We start from the raw sequence: 14,741 nt of genomic DNA on the forward strand, positions 1-14,741 counted from the left end.
CCAACATGACGCTCGCCTCCACCCCTGAGATCATCGCCGACCTCAAAGCCGGCAAAATGGTCATCCTCGTCGACGAAGAAGACCGGGAAAACGAGGGCGACCTCGTCATCGCTGCGGAGTTCGTCACGCCCGAGGCCATCAACTTCATGGCGAAGTACGGCCGCGGCCTGATCTGTCTCACGCTCACGCAGGAGCGCTGCAAGCTGCTCAACCTGCCGCTCATGACCTATCGCAACGGGACCCAGTACGGCACGGCGTTCACGGTCAGCATCGAGGCGGCGGAAGGCGTCACGACCGGCATTTCGGCGGCCGACCGCGCCCGCACGATCCAGGCGGCCGTCGCGCACGACGCGCGCGCCGAGCACATCGTACAGCCGGGTCATGTGTTCCCGATCATGGCGCAGCCGGGCGGCGTGCTCGTGCGCGCGGGCCACACCGAGGCCGGCTGCGACTTCACGGCGCTTGCGGGCCTCACGCCGGCCGCGGTGATCTGCGAGGTCATCAAGGACGACGGCACGATGGCGCGCCTGCCCGATCTGATGGAGTTCGCGCAGGAGCACGGCCTCAAGGTGGGCACGATCGCCGACCTGATCCACTACCGCAGCCGCACCGAATCGATCGTCGAGCGCGTGGCCGAACGCACCATGCAAACCGCGCATGGCCAGTTCCGCGCGATCATGTACGTCGACCATCCCACGCGCACGCCGCACATCGCACTCGTGCGCGGCACGCCGAGGCCCGGCGAAGACACGCCCGTGCGCGTGCACGAACCGCTTTCTGTACTGGACCTGCTCGAAACGGGCGCGTCCACGCACTCGTGGACGCTCGACGCCGCCATGCGCGAAATCGCCGCGCGCGACGTGGGCGTGATCGTCATGCTCAACTGCGGCGACACCAAGGAACACCTGATCGACGTCTTCAAGGCGTTCGACCAGAAAGAGCGCGCGGAGGCGCTCTCACGCCGGCCCGTGGACTTCAAGACCTACGGCATCGGCGCCCAGATCCTGCGCGAACTCGGCGTGGGCCGCATGCAGGTGCTCTCGAAGCCGCGGCGGCTCGGCAGCATGTCGGGCTACGGCCTCGAAGTCACGGGCTTCGTGCCGATGCCGGGCAGCGAGGCGCAAGCGCCTTGCGCGCCGGAAGCAGTCGAACGCGCGGCCGACACTTCGTCGCGCGCCTGAAGTCGCATCGCGCTCCTTTCACGCGTCACCACGCTCAACCGAACCTACGGACACCACATGGAAATCGGACAATATCAACCGAACCTCGACGGCGACGGACTGCGCATCGGCATCGTCCAGTCGCGCTTTAACGAACCCGTCTGCAACGGCCTCGCCGACGCCTGCATCGAAGAACTCGAACGCCTCGGCGTGACGGGCGAAGACGTGCTGCTCGTCACCGTGCCGGGCGCGCTCGAAATCCCGCTCGCGCTGCAAAAGCTCGCTGAAAGCGGCCAGTTCGACGCCATGATCGCGCTCGGCGCGGTCGTGCGCGGCGAAACGTATCACTTCGAGCTCGTCTCGAATGAAAGCGGCGCCGGTATCTCGCGCGTCTCGCTCGACTTCAACGTGCCCATCGCAAACGCCGTGCTCACCACCGAGAACGACGAGCAGGCCGTCGCGCGCATGACCGAGAAGGGCCGTGACGCGGCGCGCGTCGCCGTCGAAATGGCGAACCTGACGGTCGCGCTGGAGCAGCTCGACGGCGGCGACGACGACGAGGAAGACGAGGAAGACGAAGAGGAACAGCAATGAAGAGCGCGCGCCGCCGCTCCCGCGAACTGGCCACGCAGGGGTTGTATCAGTGGCTGCTGTCGGGTGTGCCCGCCGGCGAGATCGACGCGCAGCTGCGCGGTTCGCAGGGCTACGACAAGGCCGACCACGAGCATCTGGAAGCGATCCTGCACGGTGTGATCCGCGAGTCGGACGAGCTGTCCGCCGCCATCACGCCGTGTCTGGACCGCCCGATCGAGCAGCTTTCGCCCGTCGAACGCGCGGTGCTGCTCGTCGCGACCTACGAGTTCAAGCATCACGTCGACATTCCGTATCGCGTCGTCATCAACGAAGCGGTCGAGCTCACGAAGACCTTCGGCGGCTCGGACGGCTACAAGTACGTGAACGGCGTGCTCGACAAGCTCGCGGCGCAACTGCGCGCCACCGAAGCGCAAAACGCCCGCAAGTCGTAATGGCGCGAGCCGCAGGGGCCGGCGGGAACGCCCGAACGCACTCGAGCGCCCCGCCCGCCCCCGCACCGCGCAATCCGTCAGTACTGGAAACACCTGCATGAACACCGTTGCCGAACCGCTGCTGCGGCTAGCCGCGCGCGTCGACGAGATCCAGCCTTTCTACGTCATGGAACTGGCGAAGGAAGCCGCGACGCTCGAGCGCGCCGGACGCGACATCATCCATATGGGCATCGGCGAGCCGGACTTCACGGCGCCCGAGCCCGTCGTCGAGGCCGCGGCCGCCGCGCTGCGCCGCGGCGTCACGCAATACACGAGCGCGCTCGGCATACATGCGCTGCGCGAGGCGATCGCCGCGCACTATCGGCACGCGTACGGCCTCGCCGTCGACCCGGCGCGCATCGTCGTCACGGCGGGCGCCTCGGCAGCGCTGCTGCTTGCGTGCACGGCGCTCGTCGACCGCGACGACGAAGTGCTCATGCCCGACCCTAGCTATCCGTGCAACCGGCACTTCGTGGCGGCTGCGGAAGGCAAGCCCGTGCTCGTGCCAAGCGGCCCGCAAGCGCGCTTCCAGTTGACCGCCGCCGATGTCGAGCGCCTGTGGACGCCGCGCACGCGCGGCGTGCTGCTCGCGTCGCCGTCGAACCCCACCGGCACGTCGATCGCGCCCGACGAGCTCAAGCGCATCGTGCAGGCGGTGCGCGCGCGCGGAGGCTTCACGATCGTCGACGAAATCTACCAGGGGCTTTCGTATGACGCTCCGCCCGTTTCCGCGCTTTCGTTCGGCGACGACGTGGTGACCGTCAACAGCTTCTCGAAGTACTTCAACATGACAGGCTGGCGGCTGGGCTGGCTCGTGGTCCCGCCCGCGCTCGTCGGCGCGTTCGAGAAGCTCGCGCAGAACCTGTTCATCTGCGCGTCGGCACTGGCGCAGCACGCCGCGCTCGCATGCTTCGAGCCGGACACGCTGAAGATCTACGAAGCGCGCCGGCTCGAATTCAAACGCCGTCGCGACTTCATCGCGCCCGCGCTCGAATCGCTCGGCTTCACGGTGCCCGTGATGCCCGACGGCGCCTTCTACGTCTACGCCGACTGCTCGAACGTCGCCCACCCCGCCGCCGGCGACAGCGACGCGCTCACGCGCGCCATGCTGCACGACGCAGGCACGGTGATGGTACCGGGCATGGACTTCGGCGTAGCCGCCCCGCGTCAATACGTGCGCCTCTCGTATGCAACGGCCTACGAGCGTCTGGAAGAAGCGGTCAGCCGGCTGCACGCGTTCTTCGGACGCTGAGCAAAGCGGCTCGCGTTCCGTTCGCGGAAAAAGAAAAGGCACCCGAGGGTGCCTTTTCTTTTTCGTTCGGTCCAGCCGTTCAGCCAGAAAACTCAGGCGCCCAATTCGGGCGAACCGTGCTTCTGAGCCGCGGCGCTCGTGCTGGCGTCGTCCTGGTCGGACGCGCCCTTCTCAGACGACGTCTTCTCGACCAGCGCGTGAGCGCTGTCGAGCGTCACGTGCACGCGCTTCTCGCCGTTGAGGCTCGCCACCTTCTGCGGCGCAGGCGTGCTGGCCGCGGTGGTGACGGGCGCTTGCGGCGCGTTGATCGGCACGTTGCGGCCGCGCGCCACGTCGCGCAGACGCCCACGCTCGGCCATCACCTTGGCGCCGTAGCCGCCGTCGTCCTGCGAACTCGAGCCGACATAGAGGCGCAGACCGCCCGGGAGCGAACCGCCGCGCGCGATGCAGTCCTTCAGCACCAGCGCGCCGACCTTGATGTTCGCGAGCGGATCGAGCGCCGCGCTCTTGCCGCCGAAGTACTGGAACTTGTCCGAGTGAACTTTCGACATGACCTGCATGAGCCCCTGCGCGCCCACCCCGCTCTCGGCGTACGGATTGAAGCCCGATTCGATCGCCATTACCGCGAGCAGCAGCAGCGGATCGAGCCCCACTTCGCGGCCCGTATCGAACGCCGCCTTCACGAGTTCGCCGACCGGCTCCTGCGCCACGCGGTAGCGTCGCGCCAGATAGGTGGCGACGAGCGCCTGTTCGCGCGCCGAGACGAGCACGCGGTCGTCGCGGGCGTCGGGCGTGATGCGTTGGGGCGGAATCATGCGCGCAAGCGTGCCGACGCTCGGCAGCGCACGCGGATCGAGGCCGTTGAGCGTCACGGCGTCGAGCGTGGCGATGCCGCCGTTCGACACCGACGTCGCGACCTTCGCGATAGCGCCGTGGGAACCCGCGGGCGAAACGGCCAGGTTGCCTGCCAGGTTGCCTGCGGGGTTGCCTGAATTGCCGGCATCGGACACGAGCGCCGTGGGCAGCATCGCGCTGTCGGCGTTGTTCTCGTTGGTCGCCACGCCCGCCGGTGCGAACGAAGGCAGCGGATTACCTTGCAGCAGACGTGCCGGACCGGCTTGCACGGCCGCCGAAACGAACGGCATCAGACGCGCGGCCAGCGTGCCGCGCCACGTGGGCAGCAGCCAGACGGCGAACGCGAGCACGACGGCGCAGCCGCCGACGACGCTGAACAGGTGATGGCTCATGCGGGTGCCACGACGCAGCAGCGCACGTAGGCCCGGAGCGAGACGCTCGTCGGCGCGCCACCACGATAACCAGGTATTCATCTACAGATCTCCCATGTGGCATGACCCGGCGCGGGAGTCGGCACGAGGCAGACGGCCAATCGCAGGATCAAGACACCGCGCGCCCTGGCTGGTGCGGCAGCGGCGTCGGGAAAACGGCATGTACGCCGTGGTGGAACTCCTCATGGACAGGCACGCGACATGCGCGCCCGGGAGCTCTCACGCGAACAGCCAGCGCAAAGGCGCGCTGACGAGGACAACCAATCTAGACCGTATGCAAGCCGTGCAGGGGATTCGGCAAAACGGCGACGCGTTGCGTCTGAAGGACCGGGAAGGTGGCTAAAATTTTCAAACCCTGCAACCAGTGTGGACGGATTCTAGCAGCGTTTTATAGATCGTCAATACTATAGAATGTCAAATCTATAACTAATTGTAATAATGAACACCGTTTAAACCGCCGAAAACCGCGCGCCAAGCGCGTCTGCGGCCAGTTATGCGGGGTGGGTGCCACCGTGCGCCAGCCAACACAGGTAAAATCGACAATCGTCACGCCGCGTTTGGTCCGGCCTCCAGCGCCGGTCGCGGACCCCGCAGCCGCCGCCCCACGCGCCCTCCGGTTTTGGCCGCGCGAACGGGCCACCGAGTTGCCCCACCGAGTTGCCCAAGACTGGCTCCCGATGAAATACAAAGACCTGCGCGACTTCGTTGGTCGCCTGGAGACGCTCGGCGAATTGCGCCGCGTCCCGCAAGCCGTTTCCCCGGTGCTGGAGATGACCGAGCTGTGCGACCGCGTCCTGCGCGCCGGCGGCCCGGCTCTCCTTTTTGAGAACCGTTCGACCCATGCGTTCCCGGTGCTCGGCAATCTGTTCGGCACGCCACGGCGCGTCGCGCTCGGCATGGGCATCGACGCACCCCGAAACAGCCAGGGCGGCGACGGCGCCGCGCTCGAATCGCTGCGCGACGTGGGGCGCCTGCTCTCTACGCTAAAGGAACCCGAGCCGCCCCGCGGCCTGAAGGACGCGGGCAAGCTCTTCTCGCTGGTCAAGGCCGTGTGGGACATGGCGCCGAAGACCGTGAGCTCGCCGCCCTGTCAGGAGATCGTCTGGGAAGGCAACGACGTCGATCTCGCGAAACTGCCCATCCAGACCTGCTGGCCCGGCGACGCCGGGCCGCTCGTCACGTGGGGCCTGACCGTCACACGCGGGCCGAACAAGACGCGCCAGAATCTCGGCATCTACCGCCAGCAGCTCATCGGGCGCAACAAGCTCATCATGCGCTGGCTCGCGCACCGCGGCGGCGCACTCGACTTCCGTGAGTTCGCGTTGAAGCACCCGGGCAAACCGTACCCCGTGGCGGTCGTGCTCGGCGCCGACCCGGCGACGATCCTCGGCGCGGTCACGCCCGTACCCGACACGCTCTCCGAATACCAGTTCGCGGGCCTCCTGCGAGGCGGCCGCACCGAGCTCGCAAAATGCCTCACGCCCGGCGTCGACACGCTCCAGGTGCCGGCGCGCGCCGAAATCGTGCTCGAAGGCTTCATCTATCCGCAGACGGGCGAGCCCGGCGCCGCGCCGACTGGCGCGCCGCCGCGCCCTTCCAGGGGCGCGAGCGCGGCCTACGAACACGCGCTCGAAGGCCCCTACGGCGACCACACGGGCTATTACAACGAGCAGGAATGGTTTCCCGTATTCACGGTCGAGCGCATCACGATGCGGCGCGACGCCATCTACCATTCGACATACACCGGCAAGCCACCCGACGAGCCGGCCGTGCTCGGCGTGGCGCTCAACGAAGTGTTCGTGCCGCTCTTGCAGAAGCAGTTCCCCGAGATCACCGACTTCTATCTGCCGCCCGAGGGATGCAGCTACCGCATGGCGATCGTGCAGATAAAGAAGAGCTACCCCGGGCACGCAAAACGCGTGATGTTCGGCGTATGGAGTTTCCTGCGCCAGTTCATGTATACAAAGTTCATCGTGGTGGTCGACGATGATGTGGACATCCGCGACTGGAAGGAAGTGATCTGGGCGATCACCACGCGTATCGATCCGGCGCGCGACACGGTGCTGGTCGAAAACACGCCGATCGACTATCTCGATTTCGCGTCGCCGGTGGCCGGTCTCGGCTCGAAGATGGGGCTCGACGCGACCAACAAGTGGCCCGGAGAAACGGACCGCGAATGGGGCCGCGCGATCGAGATGGACGCGGCCGTGAAGACGCGCGTCGACCGCCTGTACGACGAGCTGGGCTTTAGCCGCGGCTAACGCTCCGGCGCAGCGCCTCCTGCGGCGCGCCGGCCGATTCATCCGCGACGCCTTTTCGCGACGCCGCGCTTACCGCGTCGCGGCTCTTGCACGGCATGAGCCGCGACGCCAGTGAACCTGAGGAGACTCGAAGATGAGCTTGTCCGCATCGGAGCGCCTGACGCAACTGAACGATCCCGCCCTCTTCAAGACGCGCGCGTACATCGACGGCGAGTGGAGCGGCGGCGCGGCCACGTTCGCCGTGCTCGACCCCGCCGACAATGCCGAGATCGCGCGGGTACCTGACTTCGGCGCCGACGAAGCGCGGCGCGCCATCGCCGCCGCGAACGCCGCGCTGCCGGCGTGGCGCGCGAAGACGGGAAAGGAGCGGGCGGCCGTGCTGCGCCGCTGGTTCGAACTCGTGATCGAGCACGCCGACGACCTCGCCGCGATCATGACCGCCGAGCAAGGCAAGCCGCTCGCCGAAGCGCGCGGCGAAGTGACGTACGGCGCGTCGTTCCTGGAATGGTTCGCGGAAGAGGCCAAGCGCGTGAACGGCGACGTGCTCGGGAGCCCGGCGAACGACCGCAAGCTCGTCGTGCTCAAGCAGCCGATCGGCGTCTGCGCATCGATCACGCCCTGGAATTTCCCGATCGCGATGATCACGCGCAAGGTCGCGCCCGCCATCGCCGCCGGCTGCACGATCGTCGTGAAGCCGGCTGAGCAGACCCCACTCTGCGCGCTCGCGCTCGCCGAACTCGCGCAGCGCGCGGGCGTGCCCAAGGGCGTGTTCAACGTGGTCACCGCCGACTCGGCGAACTCCATCGAAGTCGGCAAGGCCCTGTGCGAGAGCGACGTCGTGCGCCATCTCTCGTTCACGGGCTCGACGCCGGTGGGCCGCATTCTCATGCAGCAGTGCGCGCCCACGGTGAAGAAGATCGCGCTCGAGCTCGGGGGCCACGCGCCCTTCATCGTGTTCGACGACGCCGACCTCGACGCCGCCGTCGAAGGCGCGATGATCTCGAAATACCGCAACGCGGGCCAGACCTGCGTCTGCACAAACCGTTTCTACGTGCACGACAAGGTCCACGACGCGTTCGTCGAAAAGCTCGCCGCGGCCGCGAGCAAGATCAAGGTCGGCAACGGCTTCGAGAAAGGCGTGAACCAGGGGCCGCTGATCGACGACGCGGCCGTCGCCAAAGTCGCGCAACACATCGGCGACGCGACCTCGAAGGGCGCGAAGCTCGTCACGGGGGGCAAGGTCGGCGCTGGGCGCTACGTCGAGCCGACCGTTCTCGCCGACGTCACGCGCGAGATGCTGATCTCGCGCGAGGAAACCTTCGGCCCGGTCGCCGCCGTGTTCCGCTTCAGCGACGAGGCCGAGGTGATCGGTCTCGCCAACGATACCGAGTTCGGCCTCGCTTCGTACTTCTACAGCCGCGATATCGGCCGCGTCTGGCGCGTGGCCGAAGCGCTCGAATACGGCATGGTCGGCATCAACACCGGGCTCATTTCGAACGAAGTCGCCCCGTTTGGCGGCGTCAAGCAATCGGGCCTCGGGCGCGAGGGCTCGAAGTACGGCATCGACGAATACGTCGAACTCAAGTACCTGTGCATCGGCGTTTGAGCCGTTGACTCGCAGCGCCCGCTTCTTGGCAGGCGGGCGGCTGCGGCACGCAGTCCATACCAACAAGAAATCGTTTTCATGTCTCACGTTTCCCTGCTTTCCGACGGCTTTTTTCTGTCGCTTTCGTTGTGCCTCGACATCGGTCTCGTCAACGTCGCCATCATCTCGCTCACGCTCACGCACGGCTTCCGCGCGGGCTTCTGGCTGGGCCTCGGATCGTGTTTCGGCGACCTCGTCTATGCGGCGCTCGCGCTCGCGGGCATGGCCGCGCTACTGCAGTTTTCGGCGGTGCGCTGGGTCGTGTGGATCGGCGGCTCGGCGCTGCTGCTCATGCTCACGTGGAAGATGGCGCGCGAAGCGCTCAATCCGGCATCGGCGCCACCCGTGGAGGGCGAAGCCGATAGTGCTGCGCCGCTGCCCTTGCCGTGGCGCAGCTTCCTGCGCGGCGTGCTGCTCGCGCTGTCGTCGCCGAGCGCGATTCTGTGGTTTGCGGCCGTCGGCGGCGCGCTTATCGCGAAGGCGGGAGCAACGAGCGCCGGTGCGGCGTCGCGCTTCCTGTTGGGATTTTTTGCGGGCGGACTCGGCTGGACCCTCTTCCTCTGCGGGCTCGCGAGCCATGGACGCAAGCGCGCCGGCACGGGGTTGCTGCGCGCCTGCCACGTGCTTTCGGCGTTGTTGTTCGCATACTTCTCGTACAGCGTGATCGTGCACGGCTATCGCGATCTGATCCTGCAGGGCGCGGCGAGCTAAGGCGAGCGCGACTTGGCGGCATCACCAAACCGGGCGCCCAAAACAAACAGCGCAACGCGACATTAGCCGACGCTGCGCCGTTCGGTAAATCAAAGCCAGGGCGGCCCGCACCGCCCATCACGCTCAATGGCGGTAATAGCCGTGGCCGTAGTAACCGCGGTAGTAGCCGTGATGCCAGTACGGACGGCCACCATAGTAGCCCCCGACGACAACGGCGGGCGGCGGCGCGTAGACCACCGGCGGCGGCGCATAGACCACGGGAGGGGGCGGCGGTGCGTAGACCGGCGCGGCATAGACCGGGTAAGCGGGAGCCACCGGAATGCCGATGCCGATGCCCACCGACACATGCGCCTGGGCCGCGCTGACAAACCCCACACCCAGCGCGGCGGCAACGAGGAACGAAACGGTCTTTTTCACTTCTCTTCTCCTGGCGGCCGCGAATGGCGACGCGCGTATGACGGGCACAGCCCACCTGTTTAATGTATCGAAAACGGCGGCCGACCTTGGTAGCCATTTGTTTCGAATTGCAATCCCAACTGGGGGCCTCCCGGTCGTGCGTCAAGCCCGGCAGACGCGCCTGCGCGGGAAAAACGCTGCAAACCCGGCAGACGATGGGGTCATTCGCCGCCAGAAGGCCGAACCCGTCATTCTTACCGGCAAAACGGCGTCGCGACGCAACTTTCCCGGTAATGTTTGATTACAAATTGGTTGGACGAGTTCTACGGTCGTCAGGCCGTAAACGACGATGCCCGGTCCTCGAACCGGGCATCTCATCCCTCATCCTGTCAGCCGACGGCGCGCGCACGGTCGTCGGCGGGCGGCGAACGCTCCGCTATCCGACCTTGACGTAAGTGAACTCGCGCGTGACGTTCGGCGGCACATAGGCGCCGCTGATCCGCACGCGCGGCGTAAGACGCTTCTTCTGATCCCACCAGCGGCGGCGTTGAACGGGCGTAAGAAACCGCAAATGCTTTCGGTAAGCGAAGATGCTCATGGTGAACTCCCCGAATCGGACTACCGACAGGAACAAACCCAATTGCACGACTGCAGCAACAAAACCGAAACGATGCCAAATATTGTGCTCAGATTTCGCGACAAAAATTGCGGTGTTGCGAGATAGTCGCACCTTTGCCGCCTATGCGTAATGCACCATTCATTGCGACTTCCTCATGCTGCGCTCGGGCTATGGCATATCCGTACGCTTCACAAAGACTTCAGCAGAAATCGTGCCGGATATCGTTCCGCGCTTCTCAAGCGCCGGACGCGATGCCGCGGCCATCACATCGTCATATGTAGCCGCACCGCCGACACGTCATCGGTACGAAAGCGAACATTTCGCGCAGCGCGAGGCATCGGCGCAACACGCGTTATCGCGGCAGTATCCCCTCATGCGCAATCTGTCGGATTCACTGTAACGGTTCACGGAAAAACCTGACGCGAGAACAGCCAACTTTCGCGATGCCGAGGCGAGAGAGACGGCTCCGCGCCATCCGCTGGCCCCGCGCCGGAGCATCGATTGCGGGTCCTGGCAAGGCGTAAGCCGTGGTAATGTGGCGACGGCGCCCATGTGGCAACCATACGCAACGTGCGCCACAGGACTCACCGACGAGAACGCACAATGATCAAGGTCAGCATCCTCTATCCGTATCGCGAGAACGGGCGTTTCGACACCGGGTACTACTGCACGCATCACATGCCGCTCGCGGCGAACCTGTTCGGCAGCGCGCTCAAGGGCTGGTCGGTCGACATCGGCATCAATGCCGGGCCGCCTGGCACGCCGCCGCCATACGTCGCAGCCGGACACTTCCTGTTCGAGACGATGGACGCGTTCTACGCGGCGTTCCAGCCGCACGCCGGCACGCTCATCGACGACATTCCCAACTACACCGACGGCGGAAATGGCACGATTCTGGTCAGCGAGGTCAAGGTTTCCGTTTGACCTGCCCCGCTCGACTGAACCTGGCTGAGCGGACCTGGACCACGCTCGACAAACCCGGTTCGGCCGCCACACGCCAAACGCCCCGCCACTCAACACACGAAGGAAACAACACCGATGTTCGGCGATATCGCCCGCTTTCTGCTCAATACGGTCTTCACGCTGTTCGGCGCGGCCCTGCTGATGCGCGCCTGGCTTCAGTTCGTGCGTGTGCCGCCGTACAACCCCGTGACCCACGCCATCCAGCAGGTCACCAACTGGCTCGTCTTGCCGCTGCGGCGCGTGATTCCCGGCGTGCGCGGCATCGACTGGGCCAGCGTGGTCGCGGCGTTGATCGCGGCCATCGCCTATGTGCTGCTGATGGTGTGGATCGCGGGCGTCGATCCGCTTGGCCTTCTGCCGACGCTTCTGGTCGTTGCGCTGCTCACGCTCGTGAAATGGGCGCTCAACCTGTTGATCTGGCTGACCATCCTGATGGCGCTGCTTTCCTGGCTCAATCCGCGTTCTGCGGCGATGCCTGTGCTCTACCAGTTGACGGCGCCGTTCCTCAACCCGCTGCGCCGCATCCTGCCGAACCTGGGCGGACTCGACCTCTCGCCGATTCTGCTCTTCGTGATCGTGCAGGTGCTGCTGATGGTGGTCACGCGCGCGGCGGTTTCGCTCACGTTGTTCGGCATTTGAGCGCAGATTGGGTCTGTTCGCGCCGATCCGCTCACCCAGCGGCGCGGCGCGCGCCGCTTCTGTGGCCACATCATTGCGCAACCGGGCTGAAACCGCGTAAAATGGCGCGCTCTGCGGGCGTCGTATAATGGCTATTACCCCAGCTTCCCAAGCTGGAGACGTGGGTTCGATTCCCATCGCCCGCTCCACGTCGGCTTGCTGACCTCTCTTCGAGGCGTCGAGCGCCCCTCCCAGGACGCCATCTCCGCCTCGCCGGCACCTGCCGGGCAGACCTGAACTCCTCCGTTGCACAATGCATTCTGGCGCGCCTCGGGTCCTCCCCGACGCGCCGTGAGCCGGTCACCAATTCTCCGATTCGCTCATTAGGCACGACTGCCGCTTAACGACTCGCTGTGCGCCCTACGGTGCACCGGTCCCCCCGATGGAAGAATTTTTCATGTCCCGGCGCAGCGCGATCACCTTGATTGTGCGCTCGCGCAACGCCCTCCTCGCCGACGCCGAAGAGCGCATGCCCGCCGACGCAGAACGCATGCACGCCGCCGCCGCGGATCTCACGCAACTGCTGCTCGACGTGCGCGCCGGTCGAGTGAATACGTTCGAGCTGAACAACCCTGCGCGGATTCGGGTCTTCATTTCCGCCGATTGAGCGCGCCGGTGAAACGCCACGAAAAAGGCAAGCCGATGGCCCGCCTGCCCCCCGCCGGAACCATCGGGCCGCGCTGATATAATGCGCGACGGCTTCGGAGCCGCTGGGCTTCGAGCGCGCCGCACCCGCCCCGTCGACCGAAGGCCGTAGCCGTTTCGGGCAAACGGAAACGAGCGGAAACAAACGGGACCACGCGGCAACAAGCGGGAACATCGGCCGTATGGCACGCGGCCCGCAGTGGCCCGGCCAAGGCAGCGCATCTCGCGCCAGGCCCCTTTGCGCCAAAGGCGCATCCCGCCCCAGTTATCGCCAGCCGCGAAATCCGCCGCTCTCATATCCATCCGCGAAGATGACTCACGATCCCAACGACACAGTCGGACCCGACTGCACGCCGTCCGACGCACCGGACGCCGCCGCCAATACGAACGCGCACTCCGACGCCCCCGCCGGCGACGCGCTGCACCACCGCCGTATCCGCAGTTTCGTGACCCGCGCCGGCCGCGTCTCGACCGGCCAGCGTCGCGCGCTCGACGAACTCGGTCCGCGCTTCGTCGTGCCGTACGCGCCCGAAGCCGCCGACTGGGACGCCGTGTTCGAGCGCCACGCGCCGCGCGTGCTGGAGATCGGTTTCGGGATGGGCGCGAGCACCGCGGAGATTGCCGCGCTGCGGCCGCAAGATGACTTTCTCGGCGTCGAAGTCCACGAGCCGGGCGTCGGCGCATTGCTCAAGCTGATCGGCGAGCAGAAGCTGGAGAACATCCGCATCATCCAGCACGACGCGGTGGAGGTGCTCGAGCACATGATCGCGCCCGCAAGCCTCGACGGCGTGCACATCTTCTTCCCCGACCCGTGGCACAAGGCCCGCCACCACAAGCGCCGCCTGATTCAGCCGAAGTTCGTGGCACAGCTCGTCTCGCGCATGAAGCCGGGCGCCTATCTCCATTGCGCGACCGACTGGCAGAACTACGCCGAACAGATGCTGGAAGTGCTCGGCGCGGAACCCGCGCTCGAAAATACGGCCGCCGACTATGCGCCGCGCCCCGACTACCGTCCGGTGACGAAGTTCGAGCGACGCGGCCTGCGGCTTGGCCACGGCGTCTGGGATCTGGTGTTCCGCCGCCGCGCGGACTGAAACCGCCGGTCGCAATGAAACACGGGCGCCGCGATGTCGTACGGCGCCCGTCGTGCTTTTAATCGTCCCAGCCGAGCCCGCCGCCATAGCCGAACAGCAGGATCACGAGGCCGAAAGCGATGCGGTACCAGGCGAAGGCCGTGAAATCGTGCGAAGCGACGAAGCGCAGCAACCAGCGCACGCACGCGAACGCACTCACGAACGCGGCGACGAACCCGACGCCGAACAACCCCAGCCAGTCCACCGAGAGCGCCTGCCAGTTCTTGTGCAGTTCATAGACCGTCGCACCGAAGATCACCGGAATCGCAAGAAAAAACGAGAATTCGGTCGCGACGCGCCGTTCGAGGCCGAACAGCATCGCGCCGATGATGGTCGAGCCCGACCGCGACATGCCCGGAATCAGCGCGAAACACTGCGCGCAACCGACTTTGAACGCATCGAGCAGCGTGATCTCGTCGAGCGACTTCACGCGCGCGCTGTGCTGCGCTGCGACCGGTAGCCCTTTTGGGCCGCGCATGCGGCTTTCGACCCAAAGGATGACTAGCCCGCCGCCGACCAGCGCCAATGCCACCGGCACCGGCGCGAACAAGACCGACTTGATGGCTTTCTCGAACATCAGGCCAAGCACGACCGCCGGGATCGTGGCGACGATCACGTTCAGCGCGAAGCGCCGCGCATCGGGCCGGCTGGGCAGGCCCACGACGACGTCGCCGATCTTGCGCCGAAACTCCCAGCACACCGCGAGAATCGCGCCCAACTGGATCACGACGTCGAAAGTCTTCGCATATTCGCCCTCGAAATCGAGCACGCTGCCGACAACGATCAGATGCCCCGTGCTCGACACCGGCAGAAACTCCGTGAGCCCCTCGACGATGCCGAGAATCAAGGCCTTGCAGGTCAAAATCCAGTCCATCCCTTTTCTTCCTCTTCTTCGCGAGAACGGGCGTCGGAACGGCGCGCACGCCGC

General features: G+C 66.1%; 15 protein-coding genes and 1 tRNA gene. 12 read left to right on the top strand and 4 right to left on the bottom strand.

Annotated features, from left to right (window positions below):
* Positions 1-5: 5 nt before the first annotated feature.
* The 4 genes from ribBA (at position 6) to BLU17_RS07655 (ending at position 3,476) form a co-directional block, all read left to right on the top strand.
* The gene (ribBA, locus tag BLU17_RS07640) at positions 6-1,181 is read left to right on the top strand and encodes a bifunctional 3,4-dihydroxy-2-butanone-4-phosphate synthase/GTP cyclohydrolase II (protein WP_091996127.1); all 1,176 of its coding nucleotides are present in this window, start codon (positions 6-8) and stop codon (positions 1,179-1,181) included.
* A gap of 57 nt (positions 1,182-1,238) precedes the next feature.
* Positions 1,239-1,754 carry a 6,7-dimethyl-8-ribityllumazine synthase gene (gene ribH, locus BLU17_RS07645; protein WP_091996128.1) on the top strand — a complete coding sequence of 172 codons (516 nt, stop codon included), beginning with the start codon at positions 1,239-1,241 and terminating at the stop codon, positions 1,752-1,754.
* Positions 1,751-2,185 carry a transcription antitermination factor NusB gene (gene nusB / locus BLU17_RS07650; protein ID WP_091996129.1) on the top strand — a complete coding sequence of 145 codons (435 nt, stop codon included), beginning with the start codon at positions 1,751-1,753 and terminating at the stop codon, positions 2,183-2,185. The genes ribH and nusB overlap by 4 nt, the downstream gene beginning before the upstream one ends.
* Before the next feature lie 97 nt (positions 2,186-2,282).
* Positions 2,283-3,476: a pyridoxal phosphate-dependent aminotransferase gene (locus tag BLU17_RS07655; protein ID WP_091996130.1), complete on the top strand. Its 1,194-nt coding sequence runs from the start codon at positions 2,283-2,285 to the stop codon at positions 3,474-3,476.
* Positions 3,477-3,568: 92 nt separating this feature from the next.
* Here BLU17_RS07655 and BLU17_RS07660 read toward each other — a convergent pair whose 3' ends face one another.
* Positions 3,569-4,804 carry a transglycosylase SLT domain-containing protein gene (locus tag BLU17_RS07660; RefSeq protein ID WP_091996131.1) on the bottom strand — a complete coding sequence of 412 codons (1,236 nt, stop codon included), beginning with the start codon at positions 4,802-4,804 and terminating at the stop codon, positions 3,569-3,571.
* A 635-nt stretch (positions 4,805-5,439) separates the two neighbouring features.
* Here BLU17_RS07660 and BLU17_RS07670 point away from each other — a divergent pair.
* The 3 genes from BLU17_RS07670 (at position 5,440) to BLU17_RS07680 (ending at position 9,379) form a co-directional block, all read left to right on the top strand.
* The gene (locus BLU17_RS07670) at positions 5,440-7,023 is read left to right on the top strand and encodes a UbiD family decarboxylase (RefSeq protein ID WP_091996133.1); all 1,584 of its coding nucleotides are present in this window, start codon (positions 5,440-5,442) and stop codon (positions 7,021-7,023) included.
* A gap of 133 nt (positions 7,024-7,156) precedes the next feature.
* A complete protein-coding gene (locus tag BLU17_RS07675) occupies positions 7,157-8,629 on the top strand; it encodes an NAD-dependent succinate-semialdehyde dehydrogenase (RefSeq protein WP_091996134.1) in 1,473 nt (490 codons plus the stop codon).
* Between the two features lie 78 nt (positions 8,630-8,707).
* Positions 8,708-9,379 (top strand): LysE family translocator, encoded by a 672-nt coding sequence (locus BLU17_RS07680; RefSeq protein WP_091996135.1) that lies wholly within the window; start codon positions 8,708-8,710, stop codon positions 9,377-9,379.
* A 123-nt stretch (positions 9,380-9,502) separates the two neighbouring features.
* Here BLU17_RS07680 and BLU17_RS07685 read toward each other — a convergent pair whose 3' ends face one another.
* Together BLU17_RS07685 and BLU17_RS33045 are read right to left on the bottom strand one after the other, a co-directional pair.
* Entirely contained in the window at positions 9,503-9,796 is a 294-nt protein-coding gene (locus BLU17_RS07685; RefSeq protein ID WP_091996136.1) for a hypothetical protein, read from the bottom strand.
* A gap of 415 nt (positions 9,797-10,211) precedes the next feature.
* Positions 10,212-10,373 (bottom strand): hypothetical protein, encoded by a 162-nt coding sequence (locus BLU17_RS33045; RefSeq protein ID WP_176928964.1) that lies wholly within the window; start codon positions 10,371-10,373, stop codon positions 10,212-10,214.
* Between the two features lie 624 nt (positions 10,374-10,997).
* On the opposite strand from BLU17_RS33045, the gene BLU17_RS07695 reads away from it, so the two are divergent.
* From BLU17_RS07695 to trmB, 5 genes are all read left to right on the top strand, one after another.
* On the top strand, positions 10,998-11,318 hold the full coding sequence (locus BLU17_RS07695; RefSeq protein ID WP_091996138.1) for an EthD family reductase: 321 nt from the start codon (positions 10,998-11,000) through the stop codon (positions 11,316-11,318).
* Positions 11,319-11,432: 114 nt separating this feature from the next.
* Positions 11,433-11,996, top strand: coding sequence for a YggT family protein (locus BLU17_RS07700; RefSeq protein ID WP_091996139.1), 564 nt, complete (start codon positions 11,433-11,435; stop codon positions 11,994-11,996).
* Between the two features lie 113 nt (positions 11,997-12,109).
* Positions 12,110-12,184: transfer RNA gene (locus tag BLU17_RS07705), tRNA-Gly, on the top strand.
* 248 nt (positions 12,185-12,432) lie between these two features.
* The gene (locus BLU17_RS07710) at positions 12,433-12,642 is read left to right on the top strand and encodes a hypothetical protein (protein WP_143189191.1); all 210 of its coding nucleotides are present in this window, start codon (positions 12,433-12,435) and stop codon (positions 12,640-12,642) included.
* A gap of 349 nt (positions 12,643-12,991) precedes the next feature.
* Positions 12,992-13,774 carry a tRNA (guanosine(46)-N7)-methyltransferase TrmB gene (gene trmB / locus BLU17_RS07715; protein WP_091996141.1) on the top strand — a complete coding sequence of 261 codons (783 nt, stop codon included), beginning with the start codon at positions 12,992-12,994 and terminating at the stop codon, positions 13,772-13,774.
* Positions 13,775-13,832: 58 nt separating this feature from the next.
* On the opposite strand, the gene BLU17_RS07720 is transcribed toward trmB, so the two are convergent.
* The gene (locus BLU17_RS07720) at positions 13,833-14,687 is read right to left on the bottom strand and encodes an undecaprenyl-diphosphate phosphatase (RefSeq protein WP_091996142.1); all 855 of its coding nucleotides are present in this window, start codon (positions 14,685-14,687) and stop codon (positions 13,833-13,835) included.
* Between the last annotated feature and the right edge of the window lie 54 nt (positions 14,688-14,741).

Origin of the sequence: Paraburkholderia lycopersici, from assembly GCF_900096975.1 — a bacterium.
Taxonomy (GTDB): domain Bacteria; phylum Pseudomonadota; class Gammaproteobacteria; order Burkholderiales; family Burkholderiaceae; genus Paraburkholderia; species Paraburkholderia lycopersici.

Coding starts and splice junctions, on each gene's coding strand:
- trmB (WP_091996141.1), top strand. CDS start 12,992: ATGACTCACGATCCCAACGACACAGTCGGACCCGACTGCACGCCGTCC.
- BLU17_RS07710 (WP_143189191.1), top strand. CDS start 12,433: ATGTCCCGGCGCAGCGCGATCACCTTGATTGTGCGCTCGCGCAACGCC.
- BLU17_RS07655 (WP_091996130.1), top strand. CDS start 2,283: ATGAACACCGTTGCCGAACCGCTGCTGCGGCTAGCCGCGCGCGTCGAC.
- BLU17_RS07680 (WP_091996135.1), top strand. CDS start 8,708: ATGTCTCACGTTTCCCTGCTTTCCGACGGCTTTTTTCTGTCGCTTTCG.
- BLU17_RS07700 (WP_091996139.1), top strand. CDS start 11,433: ATGTTCGGCGATATCGCCCGCTTTCTGCTCAATACGGTCTTCACGCTG.
- BLU17_RS07675 (WP_091996134.1), top strand. CDS start 7,157: ATGAGCTTGTCCGCATCGGAGCGCCTGACGCAACTGAACGATCCCGCC.
- BLU17_RS07695 (WP_091996138.1), top strand. CDS start 10,998: ATGATCAAGGTCAGCATCCTCTATCCGTATCGCGAGAACGGGCGTTTC.
- nusB (WP_091996129.1), top strand. CDS start 1,751: ATGAAGAGCGCGCGCCGCCGCTCCCGCGAACTGGCCACGCAGGGGTTG.
- BLU17_RS07670 (WP_091996133.1), top strand. CDS start 5,440: ATGAAATACAAAGACCTGCGCGACTTCGTTGGTCGCCTGGAGACGCTC.
- ribBA (WP_091996127.1), top strand. CDS start 6: ATGACGCTCGCCTCCACCCCTGAGATCATCGCCGACCTCAAAGCCGGC.
- ribH (WP_091996128.1), top strand. CDS start 1,239: ATGGAAATCGGACAATATCAACCGAACCTCGACGGCGACGGACTGCGC.
- BLU17_RS33045 (WP_176928964.1), bottom strand. CDS start 10,373: ATGAGCATCTTCGCTTACCGAAAGCATTTGCGGTTTCTTACGCCCGTT.
- BLU17_RS07660 (WP_091996131.1), bottom strand. CDS start 4,804: ATGAATACCTGGTTATCGTGGTGGCGCGCCGACGAGCGTCTCGCTCCG.
- BLU17_RS07720 (WP_091996142.1), bottom strand. CDS start 14,687: ATGGACTGGATTTTGACCTGCAAGGCCTTGATTCTCGGCATCGTCGAG.